General features: G+C 74.2%; 19 protein-coding genes and 1 riboswitch. Of the genes, 5 read left to right on the forward strand and 14 right to left on the reverse strand.

Features of this window, described 5'->3' with window-relative positions:
• Position 1 precedes the first annotated feature (1 nt).
• From HN031_RS00850 to gatC, 5 genes are all read right to left on the reverse strand, one after another.
• Entirely contained in the window at positions 2 to 1,699 is a 1,698-nt protein-coding gene (locus HN031_RS00850; protein WP_172264975.1) for a hypothetical protein, read from the reverse strand.
• Between the two features lie 72 nt (positions 1,700 to 1,771).
• Positions 1,772 to 1,889: riboswitch (cobalamin riboswitch) on the reverse strand.
• A gap of 114 nt (positions 1,890 to 2,003) precedes the next feature.
• On the reverse strand, positions 2,004 to 3,413 hold the full coding sequence (locus tag HN031_RS00855; protein WP_172264978.1) for a prenyltransferase/squalene oxidase repeat-containing protein: 1,410 nt from the start codon (positions 3,411 to 3,413) through the stop codon (positions 2,004 to 2,006).
• 156 nt (positions 3,414 to 3,569) lie between these two features.
• Complete coding sequence (gene gatB, locus HN031_RS00860) at positions 3,570 to 5,063, reverse strand: Asp-tRNA(Asn)/Glu-tRNA(Gln) amidotransferase subunit GatB (protein WP_172265426.1); 1,494 nt, start codon at positions 5,061 to 5,063, stop codon at positions 3,570 to 3,572.
• A gap of 16 nt (positions 5,064 to 5,079) precedes the next feature.
• Positions 5,080 to 6,615 (reverse strand): Asp-tRNA(Asn)/Glu-tRNA(Gln) amidotransferase subunit GatA, encoded by a 1,536-nt coding sequence (gene gatA, locus HN031_RS00865; RefSeq protein ID WP_172264981.1) that lies wholly within the window; start codon positions 6,613 to 6,615, stop codon positions 5,080 to 5,082.
• Positions 6,615 to 6,914 (reverse strand): Asp-tRNA(Asn)/Glu-tRNA(Gln) amidotransferase subunit GatC, encoded by a 300-nt coding sequence (gene gatC, locus HN031_RS00870; RefSeq protein WP_172264984.1) that lies wholly within the window; start codon positions 6,912 to 6,914, stop codon positions 6,615 to 6,617. Before gatC ends, gatA begins: the two co-directional genes overlap by 1 nt.
• 127 nt (positions 6,915 to 7,041) lie before the next feature.
• On the opposite strand from gatC, the gene HN031_RS00875 reads away from it, so the two are divergent.
• The 3 genes from HN031_RS00875 to HN031_RS00885 are packed head-to-tail and all read left to right on the forward strand — an operon-like array spanning position 7,042 to position 10,168.
• Entirely contained in the window at positions 7,042 to 8,619 is a 1,578-nt protein-coding gene (locus HN031_RS00875) for a N,N-dimethylformamidase beta subunit family domain-containing protein (protein WP_172264987.1), read from the forward strand.
• 35 nt (positions 8,620 to 8,654) lie between these two features.
• Positions 8,655 to 9,263 carry a hypothetical protein gene (locus tag HN031_RS00880; protein ID WP_172264990.1) on the forward strand — a complete coding sequence of 203 codons (609 nt, stop codon included), beginning with the start codon at positions 8,655 to 8,657 and terminating at the stop codon, positions 9,261 to 9,263.
• Complete coding sequence (locus tag HN031_RS00885; RefSeq protein WP_172264993.1) at positions 9,260 to 10,168, forward strand: LCP family protein; 909 nt, start codon at positions 9,260 to 9,262, stop codon at positions 10,166 to 10,168. The genes HN031_RS00880 and HN031_RS00885 overlap by 4 nt, the downstream gene beginning before the upstream one ends.
• A 31-nt stretch (positions 10,169 to 10,199) precedes the next feature.
• Here HN031_RS00885 and HN031_RS00890 read toward each other — a convergent pair whose 3' ends face one another.
• The 4 genes from HN031_RS00890 to ligA form a co-directional block, all read right to left on the reverse strand.
• A complete protein-coding gene (locus tag HN031_RS00890) occupies positions 10,200 to 10,844 on the reverse strand; it encodes a response regulator transcription factor (RefSeq protein ID WP_172264996.1) in 645 nt (214 codons plus the stop codon).
• 30 nt (positions 10,845 to 10,874) lie between these two features.
• The gene (locus HN031_RS00895) at positions 10,875 to 13,112 is read right to left on the reverse strand and encodes a sensor histidine kinase (protein WP_172264999.1); all 2,238 of its coding nucleotides are present in this window, start codon (positions 13,110 to 13,112) and stop codon (positions 10,875 to 10,877) included.
• Between the two features lie 57 nt (positions 13,113 to 13,169).
• Positions 13,170 to 14,420, reverse strand: coding sequence for a calcium-binding protein (locus HN031_RS00900; protein WP_172265002.1), 1,251 nt, complete (start codon positions 14,418 to 14,420; stop codon positions 13,170 to 13,172).
• An 80-nt stretch (positions 14,421 to 14,500) separates the two neighbouring features.
• On the reverse strand, positions 14,501 to 16,657 hold the full coding sequence (gene ligA, locus HN031_RS00905; RefSeq protein WP_172265005.1) for an NAD-dependent DNA ligase LigA: 2,157 nt from the start codon (positions 16,655 to 16,657) through the stop codon (positions 14,501 to 14,503).
• 190 nt (positions 16,658 to 16,847) lie between these two features.
• On the opposite strand from ligA, the gene HN031_RS00910 reads away from it, so the two are divergent.
• Both HN031_RS00910 and HN031_RS00915 read left to right on the forward strand, forming a co-directional pair.
• A complete protein-coding gene (locus HN031_RS00910) occupies positions 16,848 to 17,459 on the forward strand; it encodes a TetR/AcrR family transcriptional regulator (RefSeq protein ID WP_172265008.1) in 612 nt (203 codons plus the stop codon).
• A gap of 55 nt (positions 17,460 to 17,514) precedes the next feature.
• A complete protein-coding gene (locus HN031_RS00915) occupies positions 17,515 to 19,107 on the forward strand; it encodes an MFS transporter (RefSeq protein ID WP_172265011.1) in 1,593 nt (530 codons plus the stop codon).
• 55 nt (positions 19,108 to 19,162) lie between these two features.
• Here HN031_RS00915 and HN031_RS00920 read toward each other — a convergent pair whose 3' ends face one another.
• From HN031_RS00920 to HN031_RS00940, 5 genes are all read right to left on the reverse strand, one after another.
• The gene (locus HN031_RS00920; protein WP_172265014.1) at positions 19,163 to 20,632 is read right to left on the reverse strand and encodes a hypothetical protein; all 1,470 of its coding nucleotides are present in this window, start codon (positions 20,630 to 20,632) and stop codon (positions 19,163 to 19,165) included.
• A gap of 17 nt (positions 20,633 to 20,649) precedes the next feature.
• Positions 20,650 to 21,780 (reverse strand): hypothetical protein, encoded by a 1,131-nt coding sequence (locus HN031_RS00925; protein ID WP_172265017.1) that lies wholly within the window; start codon positions 21,778 to 21,780, stop codon positions 20,650 to 20,652.
• 70 nt (positions 21,781 to 21,850) lie between these two features.
• On the reverse strand, positions 21,851 to 22,822 hold the full coding sequence (locus tag HN031_RS00930; protein ID WP_172265020.1) for a lysylphosphatidylglycerol synthase domain-containing protein: 972 nt from the start codon (positions 22,820 to 22,822) through the stop codon (positions 21,851 to 21,853).
• Positions 22,819 to 23,541: a class I SAM-dependent methyltransferase gene (locus HN031_RS00935; protein ID WP_172265023.1), complete on the reverse strand. Its 723-nt coding sequence runs from the start codon at positions 23,539 to 23,541 to the stop codon at positions 22,819 to 22,821. Before HN031_RS00935 ends, HN031_RS00930 begins: the two co-directional genes overlap by 4 nt.
• Positions 23,538 to 24,539 (reverse strand): glycosyltransferase family 2 protein, encoded by a 1,002-nt coding sequence (locus HN031_RS00940; RefSeq protein WP_172265026.1) that lies wholly within the window; start codon positions 24,537 to 24,539, stop codon positions 23,538 to 23,540. The genes HN031_RS00935 and HN031_RS00940 overlap by 4 nt, the downstream gene beginning before the upstream one ends.
• Positions 24,540 to 24,645: the final 106 nt, after the last annotated feature.

Here is a 24,645-nt window from a genome sequence, read left to right on the forward strand (position 1 = left end):
ATCAGCCCTTGGCGGCCTTGAGCCTGAACGTAGTGACCGCCCGCCGGGCCCCCGACGCGGTCTGCACGGCCTTCACCTTGACGGTGCCTCGGGCGAGGAGCTTGCGGGCCGGCTTGGTCAGGGTGAGGACGAGCTTCTTCTCGGCTCCGGGGGCGATGGCGTAGCTCCGCCTGGCGACGGTCACGACCTTCTTCGCCTTCCCGAGCCTCACCTTGCCGGCCGTGCTCACCGTGAGCTTGCCGAAGCAGGGCTGGGCGCTCTCGCACGTCAGGTCGACCTTGAAGCGGTTCTTGCGGACCTTCTCGGTCCGGCTCACGTCGAGGTCGCCCACCATCGGCGCGGCCGGGGGCACGGCCGGGGGCACGGCCGGCACGGCCGTCGCGCTGGTCGTGGCGGTGGTGGTGCCGCCGAGCGTGGCCACGGTGAACGTGTGGGCGGCCGCTCCCGCAGGCAGGGTGAACGCGACGGCCAGGTCCGAGCCCGTGCCGACGACGCGTCGGGCGTCGCTGCCGAAGCTCACGCACGCCTGCTCGCCCGCCGCGACGCCGCGGACGGTGACGGTGACGGTGCTCTTCTCGACCGCGGTGACGGGGGCCGAGACGCCGAGCGAGGTGCTCGCGGCCGGCGCCCACAGCAGCGCGGGGGCGGCCTGGAAGGAGGCGCGGCGCCACGTGTCGCGCACGGTGGCGTTTCCGGCGATGCCGTCGACGCGTGCGGCGGTCAGGTCCGCCGCGTTGTAGGCGATGGCCCCCGTGGGCGCCCGGCTTGCGCAGGCGCCGGCGTCGGCGACCTGCAGGCTCCGCACCCACGCGGCAGCCTTCGCGGCGGAGGCCTGCCGACCTGCGCGGCCGAGCGCCCAGCCGGCGAGCCCGGTGCTGTTGGAGTTGGCACCCGGAGTGGACGAGTCACCCTCCAGCGACCCGTCCGCGCGCTGGACCGACTCCAGCCACGCGGTGGCCTCGGCGATCGCTGCGGTCACCTCGGGCGAGGTGTTGCCGGACTCGAGCAGCGAGAGCACGGCGAGCCCGGTGGTGTCGGGCGCGACGCCGGTGGCGTCGGCCGCGCACGCAGCGGCGTCGAGGTCGAAGCGGAAGTAGCCGGCGGGGCACTGCTGCGCCAGCAGGGCTGCCGTGGCGTCCGAGGCCTCCGGCGACCCGGCGACCGTCAGCGCCTCGGCGGCGAAGGCCTGGCCGATGGTGTTGGCGTAGTCGCCGAAGGAGCTGTCGTCGCCGACGACGCCGGTGGTGTCGTCGGTCAGGTCCTCGAGCTGGTCGACCAGGTTCACCGCGGCGTACGCGGTGGCCGCGTCGCGCCCGATGCGCTGGGTGAAGGCGGCCGCCTTGGCGGTGGCGTTGACGTAGTGGCCGATCTGCGTGAAGTCGTAGGGCGGGTCGGAGTCGTACTCGTCGGACTGCACATAGCCGTACGGGTTGGTGGGTGAGGACACCAGCCTGCCCGCGATCGCGTCCGCGACGCGCGCGGCGTCCGCGCTGCGCCCGGTGGCGTCGAGCGCGAGGCCCGCGTCGATGCTCAGGCCGACGTCCGCGCCGAAGCTGCCGAGGGCGACGCCGTCGGTGAGCTGGGTGCCGATCCAGTCGGTGACGAGCTGGGTGGGCGGCACCGGAGCGGCCGCGGCGGCGCTCGGGGCCAGGGTCGCAGCGGCGAGGGCGACGACCGCCAGGCCGGAGGTGAGCTTCATGTTCCCTTCCCTCACTGCGACAACGAGGGAAGGCCGGAGCCGTTCGCCTCGCTGCATTCCTCGACAGCGATGGTGATCATGACGCGGCGAGGCGGGTGTTCCGGCTTGCACGGGACGTGGCCCGTGCCCACGGTTGCGGGTCAGCGCCGGTTTCGGACCGGCTTTCCCCACCTCGGGCGTGACTGGTGCCGACCCGGACGGGTGCGGCGGGCGAAGCGTAACCCTCGCGCGCCCCGGGACGCACGTCGGCCCGGCGTCGTGGGACGCCGGGCCGGTGCGCTCGATCGAGCGGTGGAGCAGTGGGTCAGTTGCGGACCCGGAGGGACGTCCGCGCCTCGTCGTCGGACGTCTTGACGAGCGCGACGCGCCGCTGGTTGCCGGTGGGCAGCTGCAGCTTGCGCACGATCTTCGCGCCCGACTTCTTGCCCTTCACGCGCAGGAAGTCGCCCTTGACCTGCATGCAGGCGCTCTCGCTGGGCGCCAGGCCGTAGACCTGGAACTGCACGTTGTCGCCGGCCCGGGCCTCACGACGCACGGACACGATGCGCAGCTTGTCCTTGCTGGCCGGGGCGAACTGCAGGCCGAGGATCGCCTGGGCGGTGGCGCGGCGCCACTCGCCTCGGGCGTCGGCCGGGATCCCGGTGGTGGTGGCCGCGGTGACGCGGTCCCTGCGGTAGGCGACGGCGCCCGTGTCCTTGGTCAGCGCGGTGCGGCACTTGTACTTGTCGACCGGCTGGTTCTTGCGGATCCACAGCGCCGCCTTGAGGGCCGCGTCGCGGTTCTTGAGCAGGCCCAGGGCGTAGCCGCCCACGGCGGTGGAGTTGGTGTTGATCGAGGCCCCGGGGCCGGCGCTGCGGATCGCGCCGCTGCCACGTTGACGCTCGGCCAGCCACGTGCCGGCCTTGGCCAGGGCGCCCTGGACCGCGGCGCTCCTGTCGCCGGACTCGACCAGGTTGATCACCGCGAGGGCGGTGGCGTCCGGGTCGGCCTCGCTCCCCGCGGCACCTTCCGTGCACGACTGGTTCGGCACGTCGGCCTTGGCGAAGTCGAGCCGGAAGTAGCCCGAGGCGCACTGCTGCTTGAGCAGGAAGTCGCGAGCCGCGCCCGCCTCGGCGGACCCGGCCAGCGTCAGCGCGCGCACGGCGTAGGACTGCCCGACGACGTTCGCGAAGTTGCCGAACTCCGACTTGTCGAAGATCCGGCCAGCGAAGGCGGCGGCCTGCGGCTCGGCAGCCGGGTCCGCCGGCACGTTGGCCGTGCGCTCCTCCAGCCGGGCGATCAGGTTGACGCCGCCGTAGCTGGTCGGGTTCTTCTTGGCGGTGCGGGCGAAGGTCGCGGCCTTGCCCAGCGCCCCGGCGTAGGACTCCTTCGTCCCGTCACCGACGTACTCACCGATGCGCGGCTCGAGCGAGTTGTTGATCGCCGTGACGGTGCCGCCCTGGCTGGCGACGGTCGCGAGCGCCAGGCCGGTGTCGATGGTGAGACCGAAGTCGGGGCCCTGCGGGGTCGTGATGAGCCCGTTGCTGAGCTCCCCGGCGATCCACTCGGCGGCGATCGTCGAGGGCGTGCTGTCGGTGGACGCGGCCGCCTGGGCGGCACGGAGGGCCGGCGACGGGTCCGCCGAGGCCGGCGGGGCGGCGAGGACGCCGATCCCCAGGGCGGCGGTCGAAAGGGCGAGGGCCGCCGTACGGATGGGTCGGTTGCGATGGTGCATGACTTCCTTCCCGCTCGCGGAGGGAAGGCGCGACGACGTACGACGGCGCGAACCGTCCCCCGGGTGGTGCGAGCGTTGGTTGGTGATGTGACCACTGTGACGCGCGAGCACCCTAACAAGTTGTCTAGACCGCGCGGCACCTCCCGGGGGGAGGGGTCAGGAGAGCTTCTCGAGGATCAGCTCCCGCACGCGACCGGCGTCGGCCTGCCCGCGCATCTCCTTCATCACCGCGCCGATGAGCGCCCCGGCCGCGGCCACCTTGCCGTCGCGGATCTTGTCGGCGACGGCGGGGTTGGCGGCGATGGCGGCGTCGACGGCGGCGCCGAGCGCGGCGTCGTCGGACACGACGGCCAGCCCGCGACGCTCGACGACCTCGTCCGGGGTGCCCTCCCCGGCCAGCACGCCCTCGAAGACCTGTCGGGCCAGCTTGTCGTTGACCGTGCCCTCGTCGACCAGCGCCTGGATGCGCGCGACGTCGGCGGGGGTGATGGGCAGGTCGACGAGGTCGACGCCGTCCTCGTTGCTGCGCCGCGCGAGCTCGCCGAGCCACCACTTGCGGGCGGCCTGCGGAGCGGCACCCTGGGCGATGGTCTCCTCGACCAGCCCGAGCGCGCCGGCACCGACGGTGTCGCGCATCTCGAGGTCGCTGAAGCCCCACTCGGCCTGCAGCCGCGCACGTCGTGCGGTCGGGTTCTCCGGGAGCGTGCCGCGCAGCTCCTCGACCCACTCGCGGCTCGGCGCGACGGGCACCAGGTCGGGCTCGGGGAAGTAGCGGTAGTCCTCGGCGTCGGACTTCTCGCGACCGCTCGTGGTGACCCCGGTGTCCTCGTGCCAGTGGCGGGTCTCCTGCAGGATCGAGCCACCGCCGCTGAGGATCGCGGCGTGGCGCTGCATCTCGAAGCGGACCGCCCGCTCGACCGAGCGGAAGGAGTTGACGTTCTTGGTCTCGGTGCGGGTGCCGAGCACGCCGCTGTCCTTCGGCGACAGCGACAGGTTGACGTCGGCGCGCAGGTTGCCCTGGTCCATCCGCGCCTCGGAGACGCCGAGCGCCACGATCAGCTCGCGCAGTTGCGCGACGTAGGCCCGGGCGACCTCCGGGGCCCGCTCCCCCGCACCGAGGATCGGGCGGGTGACGATCTCGATGAGCGGGATGCCGGCACGGTTGTAGTCGACGAGCGAGTGGTCGGCGCCGTGGATGCGGCCGGTGGCGCCGCCGACGTGCAGCGACTTGCCGGTGTCCTCCTCCATGTGGGCGCGCTCGATCTCGACGCGGACGACCTCGTCCTCACCGCCCTCGGTCGGGACCGTGACGTCCATCCAGCCGTCGAAGGCGATCGGCTCGTCGTACTGCGAGGTCTGGAAGTTCTTCGGCATGTCCGGGTAGAAGTAGTTCTTCCGCGCGAAGCGGCACCACTCGGCGATCTCGCAGTTGAGCGCGAGCCCGATCCGGATCGCGGACTCCACGGCCTTGCCGTTGACGACCGGCATCGCGCCCGGCAGGCCGAGGCAGGTCGGGCACACCCCGGCGTTGGGCTCGCCGCCGAAGGTCGCCGGGCAGCCGCAGAACATCTTCGAGGCGGTGTTGAGCTCGACGTGGACCTCGAGGCCGATGGCGGGGTCGTAGGCCGCCAGCACGTCGTCGAAGGGCATCAGGGTGTCGGTCACGTCAGCGCACCTCGGTGGTCGGAGCAGCGGCCAGGGCGGGCGCCCGGTCGAGGAGGGAGCCACCCCACTCCTGCTGGTGGAGGGCCTCGAGCGCGGCGCCGACGCGGTAGACGCGGTCGTCGGCCAGCGCCGGTGCGAGCACCTGGAAGCCGCTGGGCAGGCCGTCCTCCTCGGCGAGGCCGTTGGGGACCGAGATCCCGGGCACGCCGGCGAGGTTGGCGGGGATGGTGGCGAGGTCGTTGAGGTACATCGCCATCGGGTCGTCGAGCTTCTCGCCGAGCCGGAACGCCGTGGTCGGCGCCGTGGGCGAGACCAGCACGTCGACCTGGGCGAAGGCCGCGTCGAAGTCGCGGCTGATCAGCGTGCGGATCTTCTGCGCCTGGCCGTAGTAGGCGTCGTAGTAGCCGCTGGAGAGCGCGTAGGTGCCGAGGATGATGCGGCGCTTGACCTCGTCGCCGAAGCCCGCGTCGCGGGTGGCGCGCATGACGTCCTCCGCGCTCGGGTCGCCGTCGGGGGTGACGCGCAGGCCGAAGCGCATGGCGTCGAACTTCGCCAGGTTGCTCGAGGCCTCGGCCGGGAGGATCAGGTAGTAGGCCGCGAGCGCGTGCACGAAGGAGGGGCAGGAGACCTCGACGACCTCGGCGCCGGCCTTGACCAGCAGCTCGACGGACTCGTCGAAGCGTCCCACCACGCCGCGCTGCCAGCCGTCCCCGGCCAGCTCGGTGACCACGCCGACCTTGACGCCGGTCATGTCACCGCTCGCGCCGGTGCGGGCCGCCTCGGTGAAGGAGGGCCACTCCTGCTTGATCGAGGTGGAGTCGCGCAGGTCGTGCCCGCCGATGACGTCGTGGAGCATCGCCGCGTCGAGCACCGTGCGGGTGACCGGGCCGGCCTGGTCGAGGCTGTTGGCCAGGGCGACGAGGCCGTAGCGGGACACGCCGCCGTAGGTCGGCTTCACGCCGACGGTCCCGGTGACGGCGCCGGGCTGGCGGATCGACCCGCCGGTGTCGGTGCCGATGGCCAGGGGCGCCTCGAAGGCCGCGACGGCCGCGGCCGAGCCGCCGCCGGACCCGCCGGGGATCCGGTCGAGGTCCCACGGGTTGCGGGTGGGCCCGTAGGCCGAGTGCTCGGTGGAGGAGCCCATCGCGAACTCGTCCATGTTGGTCTTGCCCAGGATGGGCAGGCCCGCGACGCGCAGGCGCTGCACGACGGTCGCGTCGTAGGGCGGGACCCAGCCCTCGAGGATCCTGGACCCGCAGGTGGTGGGCAGGCCACGGGTGGCGAGGACGTCCTTGACCGCGATCGGTACGCCGTCCAGCGGGCCGCGTTCCTCGCCGCGGCCACGGCGGGCGTCGGACTCCGCGGCCTGGAGGAGCGCGCCGTCCCGGTCGACGTGGAGGAACGCGTGGACCGCGCCGTCGACCTCGGCGATGCGGTCGAGGTGGAGCTCGGTCAGCTCGACGCTGGTGGTGGACCCGTCGACGAGGGCCGCGGACAGCTCGGCCGCGGTGGAGGTGACGGAGGCGGGCGTGGTCATCAGGCCTCCTCACCGAGGATGCGGGGCACCGAGAAGCGGTGACCCTCGACCGCCGGCGCGCCGGCGAGGGCCTCCTCGGCGGACAGGCCCGGCACCACGACGTCCTCGCGGAAGACGTTGGTCAGCGGGATCGCGTGCGACGTGGGCGGCACGTCGTCCCCGGCGACACCGTTGATGGAGGCGACGGACTCGAGGATCACGCTCAGCTGCGGGGCGAGGTGGTCGAGCTCGGCGTCGGAGAGGTCGATGCGGGCGAGGTCGGCCAGGTGGGCCACCTCGTCGCGGGAGATCTCGGGCATGGCGGCAATCCTAGGTCCACGCCTCTCCCCCGACCGCGACCGGTCGGGACCGGCGGCACGAGCGTCCCGGGTCGCCGGGACCGCAGCCCCGCGCCCCGGGACCGGCCCGCGACGGATCGTCTGCGCCATGAGGGCACGAGGGACGACGGGAGCGGGGCCGGCAGCGGTGCTCGCCTGCCTGCTGGTGGGGCTGGCGGGGCTGGCGGGCTGCGAGGCCGGACGGGGGTCGGTGGCGGTCGGCGGGGGGCAGCCGTCCGCCACCGGCGGGGCGTCCCCGCGGGTCGAGGCGCAGGAGCCGCGGACCGCTCCCCCGCAGCCACGGGGTTCGGAGGGCTGGCGGATGCGCCGGCCCGCCGAGCACGGCGAGGTGGCGGCCTACACCACGCACGCCGGCGGCGTGCCGGGCACGCTCGTGGGCCTGAAGGTGTCGACCACCGAGGGCGGCTACGAGGTGTCGGCGTGGCGCATGGGGTCGTACGCCGGCGGCACGAGCGCGTTCGTCTGGGAGTCGGGCTTCCGGGTCGGCCGCCTCCAGCCGGCACCCCGCTTCGCCCCGGCCTCGACCCGCACCGTGGTGGCGCCGTGGACGCGCGACCTCACCGTCGACACGACCACCTGGGTGCCCGGCCTCCACGTCTTCCGGCTCCGCACCGACACCGGCTGGGAGACGCAGGTGCCCTACGTCGTGACGTCGCCGTCGGCGGCGGGCACCGTCGCCCTCGTCGCGCCGGTGACCACGTGGCAGGCCTACAACACCTGGGGCGGCTACAGCCTCTACACGGGCGCGAACGGCGACACCCGCAGCCACGCGGTCAGCTTCGACCGCCCCTACCAGGGCATGGGCAGCGTCAACGACTACCGCCTGGCCGCGATCCCGGTCGTCGTCCGCGCCGAGGCGACCGGCGTGCCCCTGTCCTACTTCACCAACGTCGACCTGCACACGACGCCCCGGGCGCTGCAGGGGGCCCGGGGGTACGTCTCGATGGGCCACGACGAGTACTGGACCACCACCATGCGCGACGTCGTCCTCGATGCCCGGGCCGCCGGCACCAACCTCGCCTTCCTCGGCGCCAACACCATGTACTGGCGGGTGCGCCTGCTCGCCCGCGGGTCGGTCCCGGCCCGGGTGATGGTCGGCTACCGGCACGACGCGCACGCCGACCCGGTGCGGCCGACGGGGTCCGAGGACACCACCGCCCGGTTCCGCGACCCGCCGGTCCCCCGGCCCGAGCACGACCTCGTCGGCATGCAGTACGAGTGCTACCCCGTCGACACCGACTACGTCGTGGCGAGCCCGGGGTGGTGGGGGTTCCGCGGCACCGGCGTGCGCCGCGGCGACCGCGTGGCGGGCCTCGTCGGCGGCGAGGCGGACCGGGTCTACCCCGACGAGCGCCTCCCGCGACCGATGCAGGTGCTGAGCCACTCGCCGTACGCGTGCCGGGGCGTCGCCACCTCCGCCCAGTCGGTCTACTACACGGCGCCCTCAGGTGCAGGCGTGTTCAGCGCCGGGACCCTCCGGTGGGGGTGCGCCATGGTCGACCGGTGCGAGCGTCCGCTCGGCGCGGCCACGCGGCGCTTCACGCAGACCGTGACCGGCACGCTCGTGCGGGAGTTCGCGCGCGGACCGGTCGGTGAGCGCCACCCGGCGCGGGACAACGTCGCGGACTTCGACCTCCCGCTCGCCAACACGGTCCCGGCGAGTTGAGGCAGCAGGCGGGCGCGTCGGTCATGATGAACGCCATGGGCCACCTCCGACTCCGCCCGGCCCGCACCCTGCGGGTCGGCGTCGTCGTGGCGATCGCCTGCCTGGCGGCAGGGTGCTCGCCGCGCGACGTGCCGGAGGACCGCGAGACGCCCGGCGCCGAGTCCGCCGCCCTCCGCGTGCAGACCGTCGCCGGCGCCGAGCGCCTCGACGAGGCCACCCGCGCGGAGCTCGAGGGGGCCGTCGGCGACGTGCTGTCCACCTACGTCGTGAAGGCGTTCCTCGGCGACTTCCCCCGTCAGGAGTTCGTCGGCTCGTTCGAGGCGTTCACCAGTGGCGCGGCCCGCTCCGCCGCCGGCGACATCAGGCGGCTGACGGCGACGAAGGTGCAGGACGCCACGGACGTGCGCGCCACCGAGCTCGACGCCCGGCTCTCCTTCCTCACCCGGTCCGGCGAGGTCCACGGCGGCACGGCGACCGTCCACTTTGCCTTCGAGGCCACGATGGAGGACGGCCGCACCCGCCCGCTCGTCCTCGACGGCCGGTTCCTGCTCGACGCCGACAGTGGCACCTGGTCGATCTTCGGCTACGACGTCAGGTTCGACGACGGCGCCGGGCAGTCCGTCGAGACGGAGTCCGCGCCATGACGCGCCTCGTCCGGCTCCTCACCCGGCTCGCGGTCCTCGCGGCCGTCGCCCTCGTCGTACCGGCCGCGTCGGTGCAGCCGACCACGATCAGCCTGACGACCATCGGCACCGCCAAGGCGGTCGATGCCGGCGAGGGGGTCCTCTGGGTCCTCGCCCTCGGGTCGGAGGCCGCCCCGGGCGAGGACGTGATGACCGGCCGGACCGACGCCATCCAGCTCATCGGGGTCCGCTGGAAGACCGGCCACGCGGTGGCCATCGGGCTCCCCCGCGACCTCTACGTCGAGCTGCCCTCCGGTCGCGCGCGGATCAGCACCGCCCTGCAGGAGGGTGGCCCCGAGGGGGCGGCGCAGGAGGTCGAGGACCTGCTCGGCATCACGCCCGAGGTGGTCCTCGTGACCGGGTTCGACGGGTTCCGCACCATGATGCGCGCGGTCGGCGACGTGACGGTCGAGTCGCCCTTCGCCTTCACCACCGAGGAGGGCGGCGTCGACGTCCGTCGCGGCCCCAACACCTTCGACGCCGAGCAGGCGCTCGACTACGTCACGACCCGCGAGGGGCTCCCCGCCAGCGACTTCGACCGCGCCGCCAACCACCAGCGGCTGCTGCTCGGCGTGCTGGCGCGCCTGCGGGCCGCCGAGGACGAGGAGGGCTTCATGGAGCAGGCCGCCCTGGCCGCGATGTCGGGGCTGCAGACCGACCTCTCCCCCTCCGAGGTCTACCGCCTGGTGCAGGCGCTGACCACGGTCGACCCCGCGCGCACCTCGGCGTGCATCATCACGGGTGAGTTCGCCGTCGAGTTCGGCGCCGACGTCGTCTACCCCGATCCCGTCCAGGCCCGGGCGGTGGGCGCGGACGCGCGCGACGATGCCCGCCTGCAGGGCGGGTGCCGCGACGGCTCCGGCTGACCGGGCGGGCAGGGCCCACGTCCGGGCGGGGTCAGCCCATCCCGGCGTCGCGTGCCTTGACGATGGCCTGGGCGCGATGGGCGACCTGCAGCTTGGCGAAGATGTTGCTCGCGTGGTTGCGCACCGTCTTGACCGACAGGTCGAGCTGCCGTGCGATCTCGCCGTTCTCCTTGCCCTCGGCGATCAGCCCCAGCACGACCCGCTCGCGCTCGGTGAGCTCGGGGAAGGCGTCGGCGCTCGGCCGGCTCCGTGCCCCGGCGAAGTAGGTCATCACGCGGTCCGCGATCCCCGGCCCGAAGATCACCTCGCCCGCGCCCACCGCCTGGACGGCGCGGGTGATCTCCTGGCGGCGGGCTCCCTTGAGGAGGTAGCCGCGGGCGCCCGCGCGGACCGCCGCGAACACCGACTCCTCGTCCTCCATCATCGTCAGCACCAGCACCCCGATGTGGGGCGAGGACCGGACGATCTGGACGGTTGCGTCGATCCCGTTGAGCCGGGGCATGTGCAGGTCCATGAGGACGACGTCGGGCTGCAGGTCGAGGGCCATCGCGACCGCGAGGGCGCCGTCGGCGGCCGTGCCGACCACCTCCACCGCGGGCGTGGCGGCCAGCAGTGCCTCCAGCCCGTGCCGGAACTCCTCGTGGTCGTCGGCGATCAGCACCCTGTGCGTGTCCATCGCGTCGCCTCCTCGTCCTCGTGCGGGTCCTCAGTCGTCGGCGAGCGGCAGCCGCGCCCGGACGACGGTGCCGCCGCCCGGGCGCGGCGCCACCTCGAACGAGCCACCGAGCTCCTCGGCCCGCTCACGCATCGAGGACAGGCCTACACCCGCGCGGCGGTCGGGAGCCAGTCCCCCGCCCGTGTCGGCCACCTCGAGGTGCAGCGCGGCGTCGTCGCGGGTGAGCCGCACCTCGCACCGGTCGGCGCGGCTGTGGCGCTGCACGTTGGTCACCGCCTCCAGCACGATGCGGTACGCCGCCACCTCCACGGCCGCGGGCAGGGGCTCGAGGTCGTCGTCGGCGGACACGGTCCACGGGACGCCCACGGCACCGACGCCCGCGCTGTGCTCGGCCGCGAGGTGTCGCAGCGCGGAGACCAGCCCGAGCTGGTCGAGGGCGGGCGGTCGGAGCCCCTCCACGAGGCGCCGTACCTCGCTGATGTCCTCGCGCGCCTGGTCCGAGAGCCGCGCCACCAGGTCGGCGGCCTGGCCGGGGTCGGCGTGGATGAGGTCGCCCGCGGACTCCAGCCGCATCGCCATGGTGGCCAACGACGGCCCGAGGCCGTCGTGCAGGTCGCGGCGGAGCCGTCGCCGCTCCTCCTCCCGCGCGCCGATGAGGCGCTGGCGTGACAGCTGCAGGTCGCGGTTGGCCCGGACGGCCTGCACCAGCGCGCCCACCTGCGCGCCGACGTCCTCCAGGAGGCGTCGGTCGCCGGGGCCGAACGGGTCGTGGCCGACGTCCACCTCGACCGCCAGCCGGCCGAGGGTCGTCCCGCCCACCGCGAGGTCGACCGTGGCCGGGGTCCCGCCGGCCGCACCGATGGAGGCGGAGATCGCCTCGGACGACGGCGTCGCGAACACCTCGACGGCCGCGTACGACAGGTGCAGGCGCCGCGCCAGCAGCTCCAGGACCTCCCCGAGCGCGTCCTCCGGGGCCGTCACCGCGTCCAGGCGCCGGAGGTCCGAGACGACCCGGTGCGGGAACTCGCGGTCACCGTAGGCGACGCGCCGCACCAGCCGCTGGACGGCCACGGCGACGGGGAGCAGGAGCAGCGCGAGCAGGCCCCCCACCAGCATGGAGCCCACGGAGATGTCCGCGGCCGCGTCCACGGCGCGGGCCAGGACGACGAACGCGCCGCTGACCACCACCAGCACCAGCGCCTGCACGAGGCCGCGGCGCACCCGGGGCTCGATCTCGTCCAGCCGGTAGTGCGCCGCAGCGGCCGCCAGGCACCCCAGCACCACACCCGCCGACGCTGCGGCCAGCACGTCGGGAGGCAGGGGCGCCCGCCCAGTCACCCAGGCCGGCACCTCGCCCAGCAGCACCCACGCCCCCACCCCGGCGGCGAGCCCGAGCAGCACCAGGCGCGTCGCGAGGACGTCCTCGCGTCGCTCGGCGCCCGCGTGGCCGAGGGCGGCCACGACCACCAAGGTGGGCACGGCGAGCCACAGGGCCGGGGTCACCACCGTGGACAACGCCTGCACCCGCAGCACCGGCTCCTCGGACCGGCCCAGCGCGTACGTCAGCCACACGGCGTAGGCCGTGGCAGGGACCAGGACGGCGACGGGGACCAGCCACCCGCGTCGGGCGGACGGCACGAGCGCGGCCACGGCCACCACCAGCGCGCCCAGTCCGAGCGCGGCGAGGCCCTCGCCGACGACCTGCGGCCAGGTCCCGCGGCTGCCGGCCAGGTCGATGACGGACGTGCCGAAGGGGGCGGACGTCATCGTCGCCGGGAGGAGCGCCGCCGCCACCAGGAACGCCCGCGCGGACGTGGCCTGCGACCTGCTCCAGTAGACCGCGGACCCGACCAGCAGGAGCAGTGCCGCGAGGAGCGGCACCGCGGGCTCGGCGCCCACCGCCGCGCCGAGCGGGTAGCGGACCAGGGTCACCTCCACCTGCTGGATGCGGTCGAGCGCCTCACCCGATCGGCGCACCTCGTAGCGGACCACGTCGCCGACCGTCCGCTCGGGCGAGGTGCCCGCGGCCCACTCGGAGAGCGTGCGGCCCTCCACCGCCAGCACCTCGTCGCCCGGCAGCAGGGGCGTGTCGCCGTACGCCTGCGCGACCCGCACCGACCCGCCCCGGTCCCCGGCCGGGGTCGGGGGCGACACCGACGACGTCAAGGTGGTGCCGTCGGACGGACCGGCGAGGAGCGCGGTCAGCACCCACGCGACCGGCAGGGCCCAGGCCGCCGTGAGCACGAGCAGCCTGCCGGTGCGCGACATGCTGGCATCGTGCACCTCCGCGCTGCGGTGGGGGAAGGGACGCGCTAGCGCGTCGGCTCAGCAGCTCGAGCGCTTCTCCGCGGCCTTGCAGGTGTCGTTGCCGCCGCGGCCCCGGGCGATGTCGAAGCCCTTGCCGCCGTCGAGCCGGTCGGGCTCGTCGGAGCCCGTCAGCACGTCGGCGCCGCCGCGGCCGTAGACCTTGACCCGGTAGTCGGGGTGCGCGGTGACGACCTCCGACTCGTTGCTGCCCTTGAAGATCGACAGCGCCCGGGCGGGCAGCACCACGTCGCTGAAGCCGGTGATCCTGCCCTCGAGCGTGAACGGGAGGAGGTCGCGGATCGTGCTCTTCCTCTGCTGGTCGATCCGGACCGTCGGCTTGAGCGCCGGGTTGGAGCTGGGCAGCAGCCTCAGCTTGTCCTGGCCGCCGTGGCCCTTGGCCACGAAGCCGGACTCGACCGGGATCGGGAAGGTGACGGTGTCGACGCCGCTCCCGCCGCGGAAGGACTGGTGGCTCTCGGAGGTGGAGGACAACGTGTCGCTGCCGCTCCCGCCGATGAAGGTGTCGATGCCGACGGTGCCGCTGAGGTCGTCGTCACCGGCCTCCCCGAAGATGCGGTCGTTGCCCACCGTGCCAGGGGCGTCGGCGGCGATCATGTCGTCGCCGCCCCGCCCGAAGACGGTGTCGTCGCCGCCACGGGCGAGGACCGCGTCGTCGGAGTTGGTGCCCTTGATCGTGTCGGCGAACGGCGTGGCGACGATCCGGATGCCGGCGTCGTAGCCGGTGACGGCGTCGTTGCCCTCCGCGGCGATCGGCACCGTGGAGCCGGCGCGGAAGTCGACCACGACCGGCGCCGGCGCGTTGGCGTAGGACAGTCCGTCGAGCACCACCCGGGTGCCCTCGCCCGCCGGTCGGGAGTCGTAGCCGAGGTCGATGGCGTCGTCGCCCGGGCCGCCGGCGACGGTGTCGCCCTGCTTCACGACCCGGCCGAACTGGTCGACGCGGAGCAGGTCGCTCTCGCCGAGGATGCGGTCGTTGCCCTCGCCGCCCAGGATCGAGTCGGCCCCGTCGCCGCCGCAGATCACGTCGTTGCCCGCGACGCCTCGGATGGTGTCGTTGCCCCCGCGGCCGTCGATCACGTCGCGGCGGGGGGTGCCGGTGAGGGTGTTCGCCTTGTCGTTGCCGACGATCGTGGCCCTGATGCCGGCGCACGTCTCGGCGGCGGCGTCCGCCGCCGGGACGAGCGCGAGCGGCGCGGCGAGGCCGGCGGCCGCGACCAGGACGGGGACGAGTGGACGGACGAGACGCATGCTGACTCCCAAGGTGTGTCGTTCAGGTGCTCCACTCCGCATCCTGCGCCACCCGGACCCCGGCCGCCACCCACCCGGGCTCAGGACAGGCCGGCGGGCCCCTGCTCCAGCAGCCAGGTGAACTGCTCCTCGTCGAGGACCGGCACCCCGAGCTGCTCGGCCTTCTCGGCCTTGGACCCGGCGTTCTCGCCCACGACGACGTAGTCGGTCTTCTTCGACACCGATCCGGCCGCCTTGCCGCCGCGGGTGATGATCGCCTCCTTGACCGAGTCGCGGGTGTAGCCCTGGAGGGACCCGGTCGCGACGATCGTGAGCCCCTCGAGGGTGCGCGGCACGGACTCGTCGCGCTCGTCGGCCAGCGGCAGGTGGCCCGACCACTTGGCCACGATCTCCTGGTGCCACGGCACCTCGCGCCACTCGACGACCGCCGCGGCGATGGTGGGCCCGACGCCCTCGGTGGCGGCGAGCTCCTCCTCGGTGGCCGCCGCGATCGCCTGCCACGAGCCGAACTCCTGGGCCAGCGCCCGGGCGGCCGTGGGGCCGACGTGCCGGATGGACAGCGCGACCAGCACGCGCCACAGCGCTGCGCCCGTCGCCTTGTCGAGGATGGCGAGCAGCTTCTGACCGTTGGCGGTGAGCGCCCGTGACCCGTCCGGGGACACGTGCGTGCCCTCCTCGCCCTTCTTGGGCGCCCGGGTGAACAGCGGGGTCGTCAGCAGGCGGGCCTCGTCGAGGTCGAACACGTCGCCCTCGTTGGTGATGGCGCCCGAGGCCAGCAGCGCGGACGCCGCCTCGTAGCCGAGGCCCTCGATGTCGAAGGCGCCGCGACCCGCGACGTGGAAGACCCGCTCGCGCACCTGCGCGGGACAGGCCTCGTGGTTGAGGCAGCGGAGGTCGCGGTCGCCCTCCTTCTGCTGGGCCAGCGTGGTGCCGCAGGCGGGGCACTCCGTGGGCATCACCCACTCGGCCAGCCCCTCGGGGCGCAGCGCCAGGACGGGACCGACGATCTCCGGGATGACGTCGCCGGCCTTGCGCAGGATGACGGTGTCGCCGGGGCGCACGTCCTTGCGGCGTACCTCGTGGGCGTTGTGGAGCGTGGCCTTCTCCACCGTCGAGCCGGCCACCCGGGTGGGCTCCATCCGCCCGAACGGCGAGACCCGGCCGGTGCGGCCGACCTGCACCTCGATGGCGAGGAGGCGGGCGTTGACCTCCTCGGGCGGGTACTTGAACGCGATGGCCCACCGCGGCGCCCGCGACGTCGAGCCCATCCGGCGCTGCAGGGACACGTCGTCGACCTTCACCACGACGCCGTCGATCTCGTAGGGGACGATCGAGTGCCGGTGCTCGCCGGCGTTCTCGATGTAGGCCTCCACCTCGGTGAGCGTGCCCACCACGCGCACCTGGCCGGAGGTCGGCAGGCCCCAGGTCGCGAGCGCCTCGTAGGCGTGGGACTGGGCCTTCGGCTCGAAGCCCCGGCGCTCGCCGATGCCGTGGCACACCATGCCGAGGTCGCGGCTCGCGGTGACCCGCGGGTCCTTCTGGCGCAGGGAGCCGGCCGCGGCGTTGCGGGGGTTGGCGAAGGCGGGCCGACCGGCCTCCGTCATGGTCACGTTGAGCCGCTCGAACGCCTCGACGGGCAGGAACACCTCGCCGCGGACCTCGAGCAGCTCGGGCACCGGGAACTCGTCGGTGCCGGTCAGCCGGTGCGGCACCGAGTCGATGGTCTTGACGTTGGGCGTGACGTCCTCGCCGGTGCGGCCGTCGCCACGGGTCAGCCCGCGCACCAGCCGGCCGCGCTCGTAGAGCAGGTTGATGGCGAGGCCGTCGACCTTGAGCTCGCACAGCAGGTCGGGCGTCTCGAGGCCCTCGCGGGCCAACCGGGCGTACCACCCCTCGAGCTCGTCGTAGGAGAAGGCGTTGTCGAGGCTCTCCATCCGCTGCAGGTGGTCGACGGCGGTGAACTCCGTCGACACCGCGCCGCCGACCTTCTGCGTCGGGGAGTCGGGGGTGCGGAGCTCGGGGTAGTCGTCCTCGAGCGCCTCGAGCTCGCGCAGGCGCGTGTCGAAGTCGGCGTCGGACAGGGTCGGCGTGTCGAGCACGTAGTAGCGCCAGCGGGCGTCCTCGACCTGCTCGCTCAGCTCACGGTGACGCTCGCGCGCCTCCGGCGGGGCCGCGGTGACAGCGGCGGCGTCGGCGACGTCGTCGCGGGCGAGGTCGGGCTGGTCGGTCGCGCTCATGGGACCCATTCTGCCGCTGCTCACCGACACCCTCCCGCCGGCGACACGGCAGCTCGGCGCACCCAGGTGGTCTGGACCGGATGAAACGCAGTTGTTCCATCGGAATGGATCTGCCTACGGTGCTGTTGGAGGAAACGAAACCGTTCCGTTTCATCGTGACGACCGTCACGTCTCCGACCAGGAAGGCCGCATGACCCCCATCGAGACCGGCACCCGCCCCCGCGTGGAGGGCGAGCGCGAGCAGGAGATCCTGGCAGCCACCCTCGAGGTGCTCGCCGAGGTCGGCTACGACCTGCTCACGATGGACGCCGTCGCCACCCGCGCGAAGGCGTCGAAGGCCACGCTCTACCGACGGTGGCGGGGCAAGCCCGAGCTCGTCGTGGCCGCCGTCATGTGCCACCACAGCGCCACCGCGAGCGTGCCCGACACCGGCAGCCTGCGCGGGGACCTCCTCGCCGCCTACTGCGGCAACGGCGGCATCTCCGACCCGCAGGCGCAGTCGGTGCTCTCCGCGGTCGTCACCGCCATGGGCCGCGACCCTGAGTTCGCCGAGGTCTACCGGCGCGACTTCATCGGCCCCAAGATGGAGGCCTCGCGCTGCATCTACGAGCGGGCCCGCGAGCGGGGCGAGGTCCACCCCGACGCCGACCTCGCGATCGTCGCACCGGCGCTCGCCGGGATCGTCCTGCACCGCGCCTTCCTCCTCGGCGAGGCCGTGACCCCCGAGCTGGTCGGTCGCGTGCTCGACGAGGTCATCCTCCCCGCCGCCCTCCACGGCCCGGCCCGGCCGGCCGTCACCTGACCCACTGTCGTACCCGTCTGCTCCACTCGTCCCTGAACCCTGCCGAAGGAATCCCATGACCGACACCACCAGCACCACCCCGCCGCCCGGGGCGGTGACACCACCCCAGCGTGAGCTCAACCTGACCTGGGCCCTCGTCCTGATCTCGATCGCGCAGCTGATGGTCGTGCTCGACGCGAGCATCGCCAACATCGCCCTGCCCTACATCCAGGTCGACCTCGAGATCAGCAACGCCAACCTGCCCTGGATCGTCACGGGATACGCCCTGGCCTTCGGCAGCCTGCTGCTGCTCGGCGGACGCCTGGCCGACCTCTACGGTCGCCGCCGCATCTTCATCATCGGCCTCGTCGTGTTCGCCGTCGCCTCGCTCCTCGGCGGCCTCGCCACCAACGAGCCGCTGCTGCTCGCGGCCCGCGGCCTCCAGGGCCTCGGCGCTGCGCTCGCCTCGCCGGCCGCCCTGGCGCTCATCACCACGACCTTCCCCGCCGGTCCGGCGCGCAACCGGGCCTTCGCGGTCTACGCCGCCATGTCGGGCGCCGGTGCCGCCGTCGGCCTGATCCTCGGTGGCTGGCTCACCGGCACGTCGCCGGAGATCTTCGGCGTCGTCATCGACGGCTGGCGCCTCACCTTCCTCATCAACGTGCCCATCGGCGTGGTCGCCGCGCTGCTGGCGCCCCGCTTCCTCAACGAGTCCGAGTCGCACCCCGGTGAGCTCGACCTGCCCGGCGCCGTGACCGGCACCCTCGGCCTGCTCGGTGTCGTCTACGGCCTGTCCCGTGCCGGCACGGAGGGCTGGTCCGACACCTGGACCATCGCCAGCCTGGCCGTCGGTGCTGCGCTGCTGGTCGTCTTCGGCTTCGTCGAGAGCCGGGTCGCCCACCCGCTGCTGCCCTTCCGCATCTTCACCAACCGCACGCGGGCGTCGAGCTTCGTGGCGATGTTCCTCGCCCCGGCGGCGATGTTCGCGATGTTCTACTTCCTCAGCCAGTACATCCAGAACGTCATGGGCTACAGCCCGCTCAAGGCCGGCGTCGCGTTCCTCCCCTTCACGGTCGGCATCGTCGTCGGCGCGGGGATGGCGTCCAACCTGGTCAACCGCATCAACCCGCGCTACATCGCCGGTGTCGGCACCCTGATCGCCGCCGGCGCGCTCTACGGCTTCTCGACGCTGCCCTACGACACGACGTTCCCGCCCAGCGACCTCACCGGCAGCTACGTCTCCGACATCATGCCGTTCATCATCCTGATGGCGTTCGGCATGGGCCTGACGTTCGTGCCCGTCACCCTGACGGCCGTCCACCACCTCCGTCCGGAGGAGTCCGGCATCGGGTCCGGCGTGCTCAACACCGCACAGCAGGTCGGCGGAGCGCTGGGCCTCGCCGTCCTGGCGACGGTCGCGACGCAGACCTTCACCGACCGGGGCAAGGAGTTCGCCGCCGCGGCGGCGGGCGGCCCGCAGCTCTCGCCGGAGCAGCTCGAGCGCTTCCAGCAGGTCGCGCAGCAGCAGATCTTCACCGAGGGCTCGACCAACGCGTTCCTGGTCGGCTCCATCCTGATGCTGGCCGCCTCCGCGGTGATCTGGATCTTCCTCGACGTCAAGCACGAGGAGCTGGCGACCGACGGCCCCGAGGGCGTCGTCGCGCACTGATCGACCGCACGTCCACCGTCGAGGGGGGACCTCCGTCCAGGAGGTCCTCCCTCGGTCATGTCCGGGTGGCGCTCGACCTCGTCGTCGGACCGGCCCTCGACGCAGTCGGCTGCACGGTCACCCCGCGCGCGGAGCGCACGAGCACCGCGAGGACGGCCGCGCCCGCGCACGCCCCGAGCACCGCGAGGACGTCCGGCACCGGTCCGTCCACCGGGGAGGACGCCTGCCGGCTGAAGACGTGGTGGTGCAGCAGCCATGCCAGCGTCCCGGCGAGCCACGCCAGCAGCACCGCCGACCAGGCACTGGCCACCCACCAGTCGCGCCGCTCGGCGGCCGGGGTCCCGGGGGCCGCGGCGGCCCACCACCGGCCAACCCCGAGCATCCCGACGGCGACCGCGGTCGCCAGGACCGGCATGGACTGCATCAGGTAGCGGTCGTGCAGGCCCCCGCCGACGCGCAGGAAGCCCACGACGCTGTGGAGCGTGAGCGCGGCGTGGACGCCGAGCAGGATCCACACCGGGTCCGGGCGCACGCCGTGCCGACGCACCGAACCCACCAGCGCGGCCGGCACCAGCACCAGCGCGACGACGAGGGGGATCGGCGTCGCAGCGATCGGCTCGACGACGCCGGGAATGTCGGCGATCCCCGCCCAACTCGTCACGGGCGAGCGCTCGAACTTCTCCAGCAGGGCCGCCTGCCCGGTGAGGTCGCCGTAGAGCAGCAGGTTGCGGACGAAGAACCAGCCGAACGCCGCGGCCGGCACCACGCCGACCACCGCGGCCACGGCCGCGGCCCGGCAACGCCCGGGGCCGGTCGGGCCCCAGCGCCGCCACAGCACCACCAGCAGCGTCAGCGCGCACAGGGCGACGACGAGCACCCCCTGGGTCCGCATGCCCACGGCGACCGTCCCGGCCGCGGCCGCGACGGCGACCCGCTGCGGGGTCACCCGGTCACGCACCATCCGCACGGTCACGAGGAACAGCAGCACGGCCGAGGCCGAGGCCCAGCCGTCGTTCTGGAAGAAGGCCGAGCGCAGCACGAGCGTGGGCGCGGCCGCGACCACCACCGCCAGTGCCGCCACCGCGGGCCGGCGCGGCACCAGCTCCCGGGCGAGGGCGCCGACGAGGTAGAGCCAGAACGCGAAGCCGAGCGTGTTGGCCAGCCGCATCGTGATGACCATCGCGCTCTGGTGGTCCGACAGCGCCCACCAGACCGGCACCATCGCGAGCGGGAACAGCGGCGGGTGGTTGGCCGTCCAGACGTCGCCGTGCTCCTCGTCCCACCCCCGGAGCTCCTCGGCCGTCCCCGGGAACCGAGCGGGGTCGTCCACGATGTCCGTCTCGATCGTCGGCAGCCGGCCCTCGGCCAGCGAGGCGACGTAGCCCATGTGGGCCGGCTCGTCGTTGCCCCAGCTCGGCACCTTGAAGACCAGCGCGACCTGCGCACCGAGGAGGAGGAGCATGGCGGCGGCCAGCAGCGGCACGGCGTCGGGGCGGGACGCGAGCCGGGACACGAGCCTGGACACGAGCCGCGGGGCACGCCTCACCACGACCACCACCCGCCCACCGGGCCGGCGGTCGACGGGTAGGTCAGGCTCTGCGTCGCGGTGACCACCCACACCGCCGCGACGAGCGCCGGGAGCGCCCGCGCCGGCCCGGCGGACGGACGGCCGAGCAGCAGCAGCCAGCCGAGCAGCAGCGGCTCGCACCCCCACCGCAGGTAGGCCTGGCCGCGGTCCCACACCGGGAGGCTGGTCAGGAGCAGCACGTACGCCGCCAGGGCGAGCCGCTCGTGCCAGGGCCCCTCCCCCCGGACCGCGGTCGCGGCCACCGCCATCGCGAGCAGCGTCGGCACCAGCAGCGCCACGTTGGGCAGCTCGGCGAGCGGATGTGCCAGGGCCGAGCCGAGGTAGCGCACCAGCTCCACGCCGGGGACGCCCAGCACGGAGTCGGACGGCGGCTCCGGCACCACCTCCGCCCAGCGTGCACGCACCCACGTCCGCCAGCCGGCGTACACCGCCAGCGGGACGACGCCCACCCACCACGGAGGCACCGCACCCCGGAGTCCGGGCCGACGCACCGGCTCCGCGCCCGGCACGACGCCCGGCACGACGCCCGGCACGACGCCCGGCACGATGCCCGCCACCACCACGGCGACCGCGACGACCAGCGTCGTCTCCCGGGTCAGTCCCGCCGCGGTCAGCGCGGCGGCGGCGAGGAGGTGGTGCCCCGACCGCGCGAGGGCGAGGGTCGCGAGGAGCAGCATCCCGGCCAGCGGCTCGGTGAGGTCCTGGCCCAGCCCGACCAGCAACCCGGCCCACGACGCGGGAACGGCTCCCCACCAGGCGCTGCGCCCGGCACCGAGCGCGAGCCGCGCGGCGACCAGGGCGGTCGCGCCGATCGCGAGGAGGTTGACCAGCACGAGCGCGGCCGGGACAAGGGCAGGGCGGCCGCCGAGGGAGGCCGCCCAGGCCGTGAGCGGATAGCCGGTGCGGGCCTGCCAGTAGGCCGGGCGGGTGAAGGCGATGCCGGCATCCTCGACCCGCAGGGTCAGGGGGTCCAGCGCGAGCCGGTAGTAGGCGCGACCGTCGTAGACCACGAAGCCGTCCAGGCCACCGACGGTGAGGGCCCGGGCCACGACGAACAGGACGTGGACCGCCAGCACCGCAGCCACGACCGCTGCGACCGCCCGTACGCCGCCTGCGTGCCGTGCCGGTGCCCGTGGGACGGCCCCGGCGACCGGCTCACCGCGCATCGGCACCGGCCCGCTCCGGTGCTGCGGCGCGGTCCCCGCCCGTGCGCCCGCGCCGCCGGGCGGCCGCGGAGCCGGTCGTCGTGCCGGCCACGAGGGCCGCCCCGCCGGCCACGGCGAAGTCGGCCACGGCGTGGACCACGCGAGCGAGCAGGGCGGCGGCCGCGGCGTCGGCCAGGCCGACGGCGGGCGCGAGCAGCGCCACCAGGACGGCCTCCCGCGCGCCGACGCCCGCCGGGGCGACGACCACGAGGACCCCGGCGGCGTGGGCCAGCGCGAAGGCGGCCACGGCGCCAGCGATGCCCGGCGACCCGGGACCGGGCACGAGGAGCAGGAGCGAGGCGCCGTACGCCAGCCACACGAGGGCCATCAGCGCGGCCGCCCGCGCCGCGTCCGTCCGGCCCCAGGTCGCGCCCACGCCGGCTCCGGCGATCCGGCCCGCGAGCCGCCGGACCAGCGGCGGAGCCAGCGTAAGGGCGCCCACCAGCGCGGCGGCCCACGGCCAGGGGCCACCGGCGACGGCGGACCCCGCCAGCGCACCGCCGACGACCAGCGCGCCGCCGACCAGCAGGCCGCTCGCGGTGTGGACCAGCAGGAAGACGGTGGAAGCGGCGACGACCGACCGCGCAGGTAGGTCGTGACGCCGGCCGAGCCGGGCCTGCACCGCGATGCTCCACACCGAGCCGGGGACGTACTTGCCGAGCTGGCCGACGAGGAAGACCGACGCCGCGTCGCGCGCCGGGACGTCCGGACCGACAGCGCGGAGGAGCAGCCGCCACAGCCGCGCGGTCAGGAGGAGACCGGCGGCCGTGCACCCGAGCGCCGCAGCCAGCCGCAGCGGGCCGGTCGCGGCGACGGCGGCACCGATCTCGGACCACCGGCCACGGAACCCCCAGCCGGCGAGGGCGAGGGTCACCAGGACGAAGAGCCAGCGGGCGGCCGCGAGCGCCCGGTGCCGGGTCACGGGGCCCGGAGCGCGGAGGACCGCAGGAGGGCGGTGCGCGTCGGGTAGGGCAGGGCGGGCGTCAGGCCGCGGGTCATGGTCACCGAGAGCCGCTCCCCCGCCCCCTCGAGCGTCCGGTCGATGGCCTCGCGGTAGCGCCGCCGGTCGACGTTGTCGAACACGATGATCCCGCCCGGAGCGAGCCGTGCGACCGCCCGGGCCAGGCACGCCTCGCGGGCGCGACCGTCGATGACGACGAGGTCGAAGTCGCCGGGGACGTCGTCGATCGCCGCGACGTAGCGGGCGAAGTCCATCCCGGCGTGCCCCGGCTTCGCGGAGGCCACCACCGGCGAGGAGGTCCGCTCCGCCTCGACGACGCGCAGGTCGACGTTGTCCGGCAGCCGGGGTGCCAGCACGGCGGCCCACCCGGGGTGGTGCTCGACGGAGTGCACGGACCGCGCCCGAGCGGCGAGCCAGAGGGTGGAGGCGCCCGAGCCCCACTCGAAGACCCGCGCGCCCGGGTGGGCCCGGAGCCAGTCGGCCACCCGGTCGGCGGAGTCGAAGGTCCACCACGGCACGTCGAGCCGCCGGAGGCCGTCGACGTCGTGGATCGCGACGAGCGACAGCAGCCACGTGGCGACCCGCGAGCCCGGGGCGCGGCGCTGCAGCGCGTCGAGCACGCCGACCGCCCGCAGCGGCACGGCGAGCACCCGCACGACGCGGACGTACAGCTGCTTCACCGCAGGCCGGTCCCCTCGTAGGGCGCCGGCTCGATCGACGCCGTCGCGGGCACCCGCAGGATGTCGAACCGCGCGCGCTTGGTGTGCTCGAGGTTGGCCTCGATCAGCGCCCGGTTGGTGCGGATCAGGTCGGAGATCACGCCGAGCATCACGCACAGGGACGACATCACGACCAGCGCCGCCCCGACGAGCAGCGACTGCACGTGGCCGCCGCCCTGCCCTGCGGCGGCGAGCACGGCGTAGCGGGCGTAGGGGACCAGGCCGAGGGCGCCGAAGACGCCGGCCATCACCCCGAAGATCACGTAGGGGCGGTACATCACGTAGGCCCGCACGATCGCCGCCCCGGAGCGGAACACGTGCTGGCGCGTCGAGGAGAAGAGCCGCGACTCGCGGGTCCGGGCGTTGGTGAGCACCGGCAGGCTCGCGATCGCCAGATTCTTGTTGCCCGCCTGGATGATCGTCTCCATGCAGTAGGAGAAGCGCGTCACCGTGTTCAGCCGCATCAGCGACTCCCGCGAGTAGGCCCGGAACCCGCTGGCGGCGTCGGGCAGCTCGGTGCGGGCGGCGACGTTGACGACCTGCGACCCGAAGCGCTGGAGCGCCTTCTTGACCGGCGAGAAGTGGGCGATCAGCCCGACCTGCCGGTCCGCGACGACGATGTCGGCGTGCCCGTCCAGGATCGGCCGGACCAGGTCGCCGATGCGGTCCTGCGGGTACTGGTTGTCGCCGTCGGTGTTGACCACGACGTCGGCGCCGATCGCCAGCGCGTGGTTGACGCCGTCGGTGAACGACCGCGCGAGCCCCTGCGTGCGGTGGTGCCGCACGATCTCGGTGACGCCGTGCGAGCGGGCCACCTCCACCGTGCGGTCGGTGCTGCCGTCGTCGATGACGACCACGACGATCTCGTCGATGCCGGGCACGGACTCCGGGATCGACGCGAGCACGAGGGGAAGAGTCTCCTCCTCGTTCAGGCACGGGACCTGCACGACGAGCTTCACGTCGTGGACGCTAGGGGCGGGCCGGGACCCCGGCCGGTCGCGGAGGTGGCCGGGCGGCGAACGGTGGACGAGCGCTCGGCCACACCCCTCGCTCCCGCCGCCCACC

This window comes from Nocardioides sp. zg-1308 (assembly GCF_013155375.1).
In the GTDB taxonomy this organism is placed as follows: domain Bacteria; phylum Actinomycetota; class Actinomycetes; order Propionibacteriales; family Nocardioidaceae; genus Nocardioides; species Nocardioides renjunii.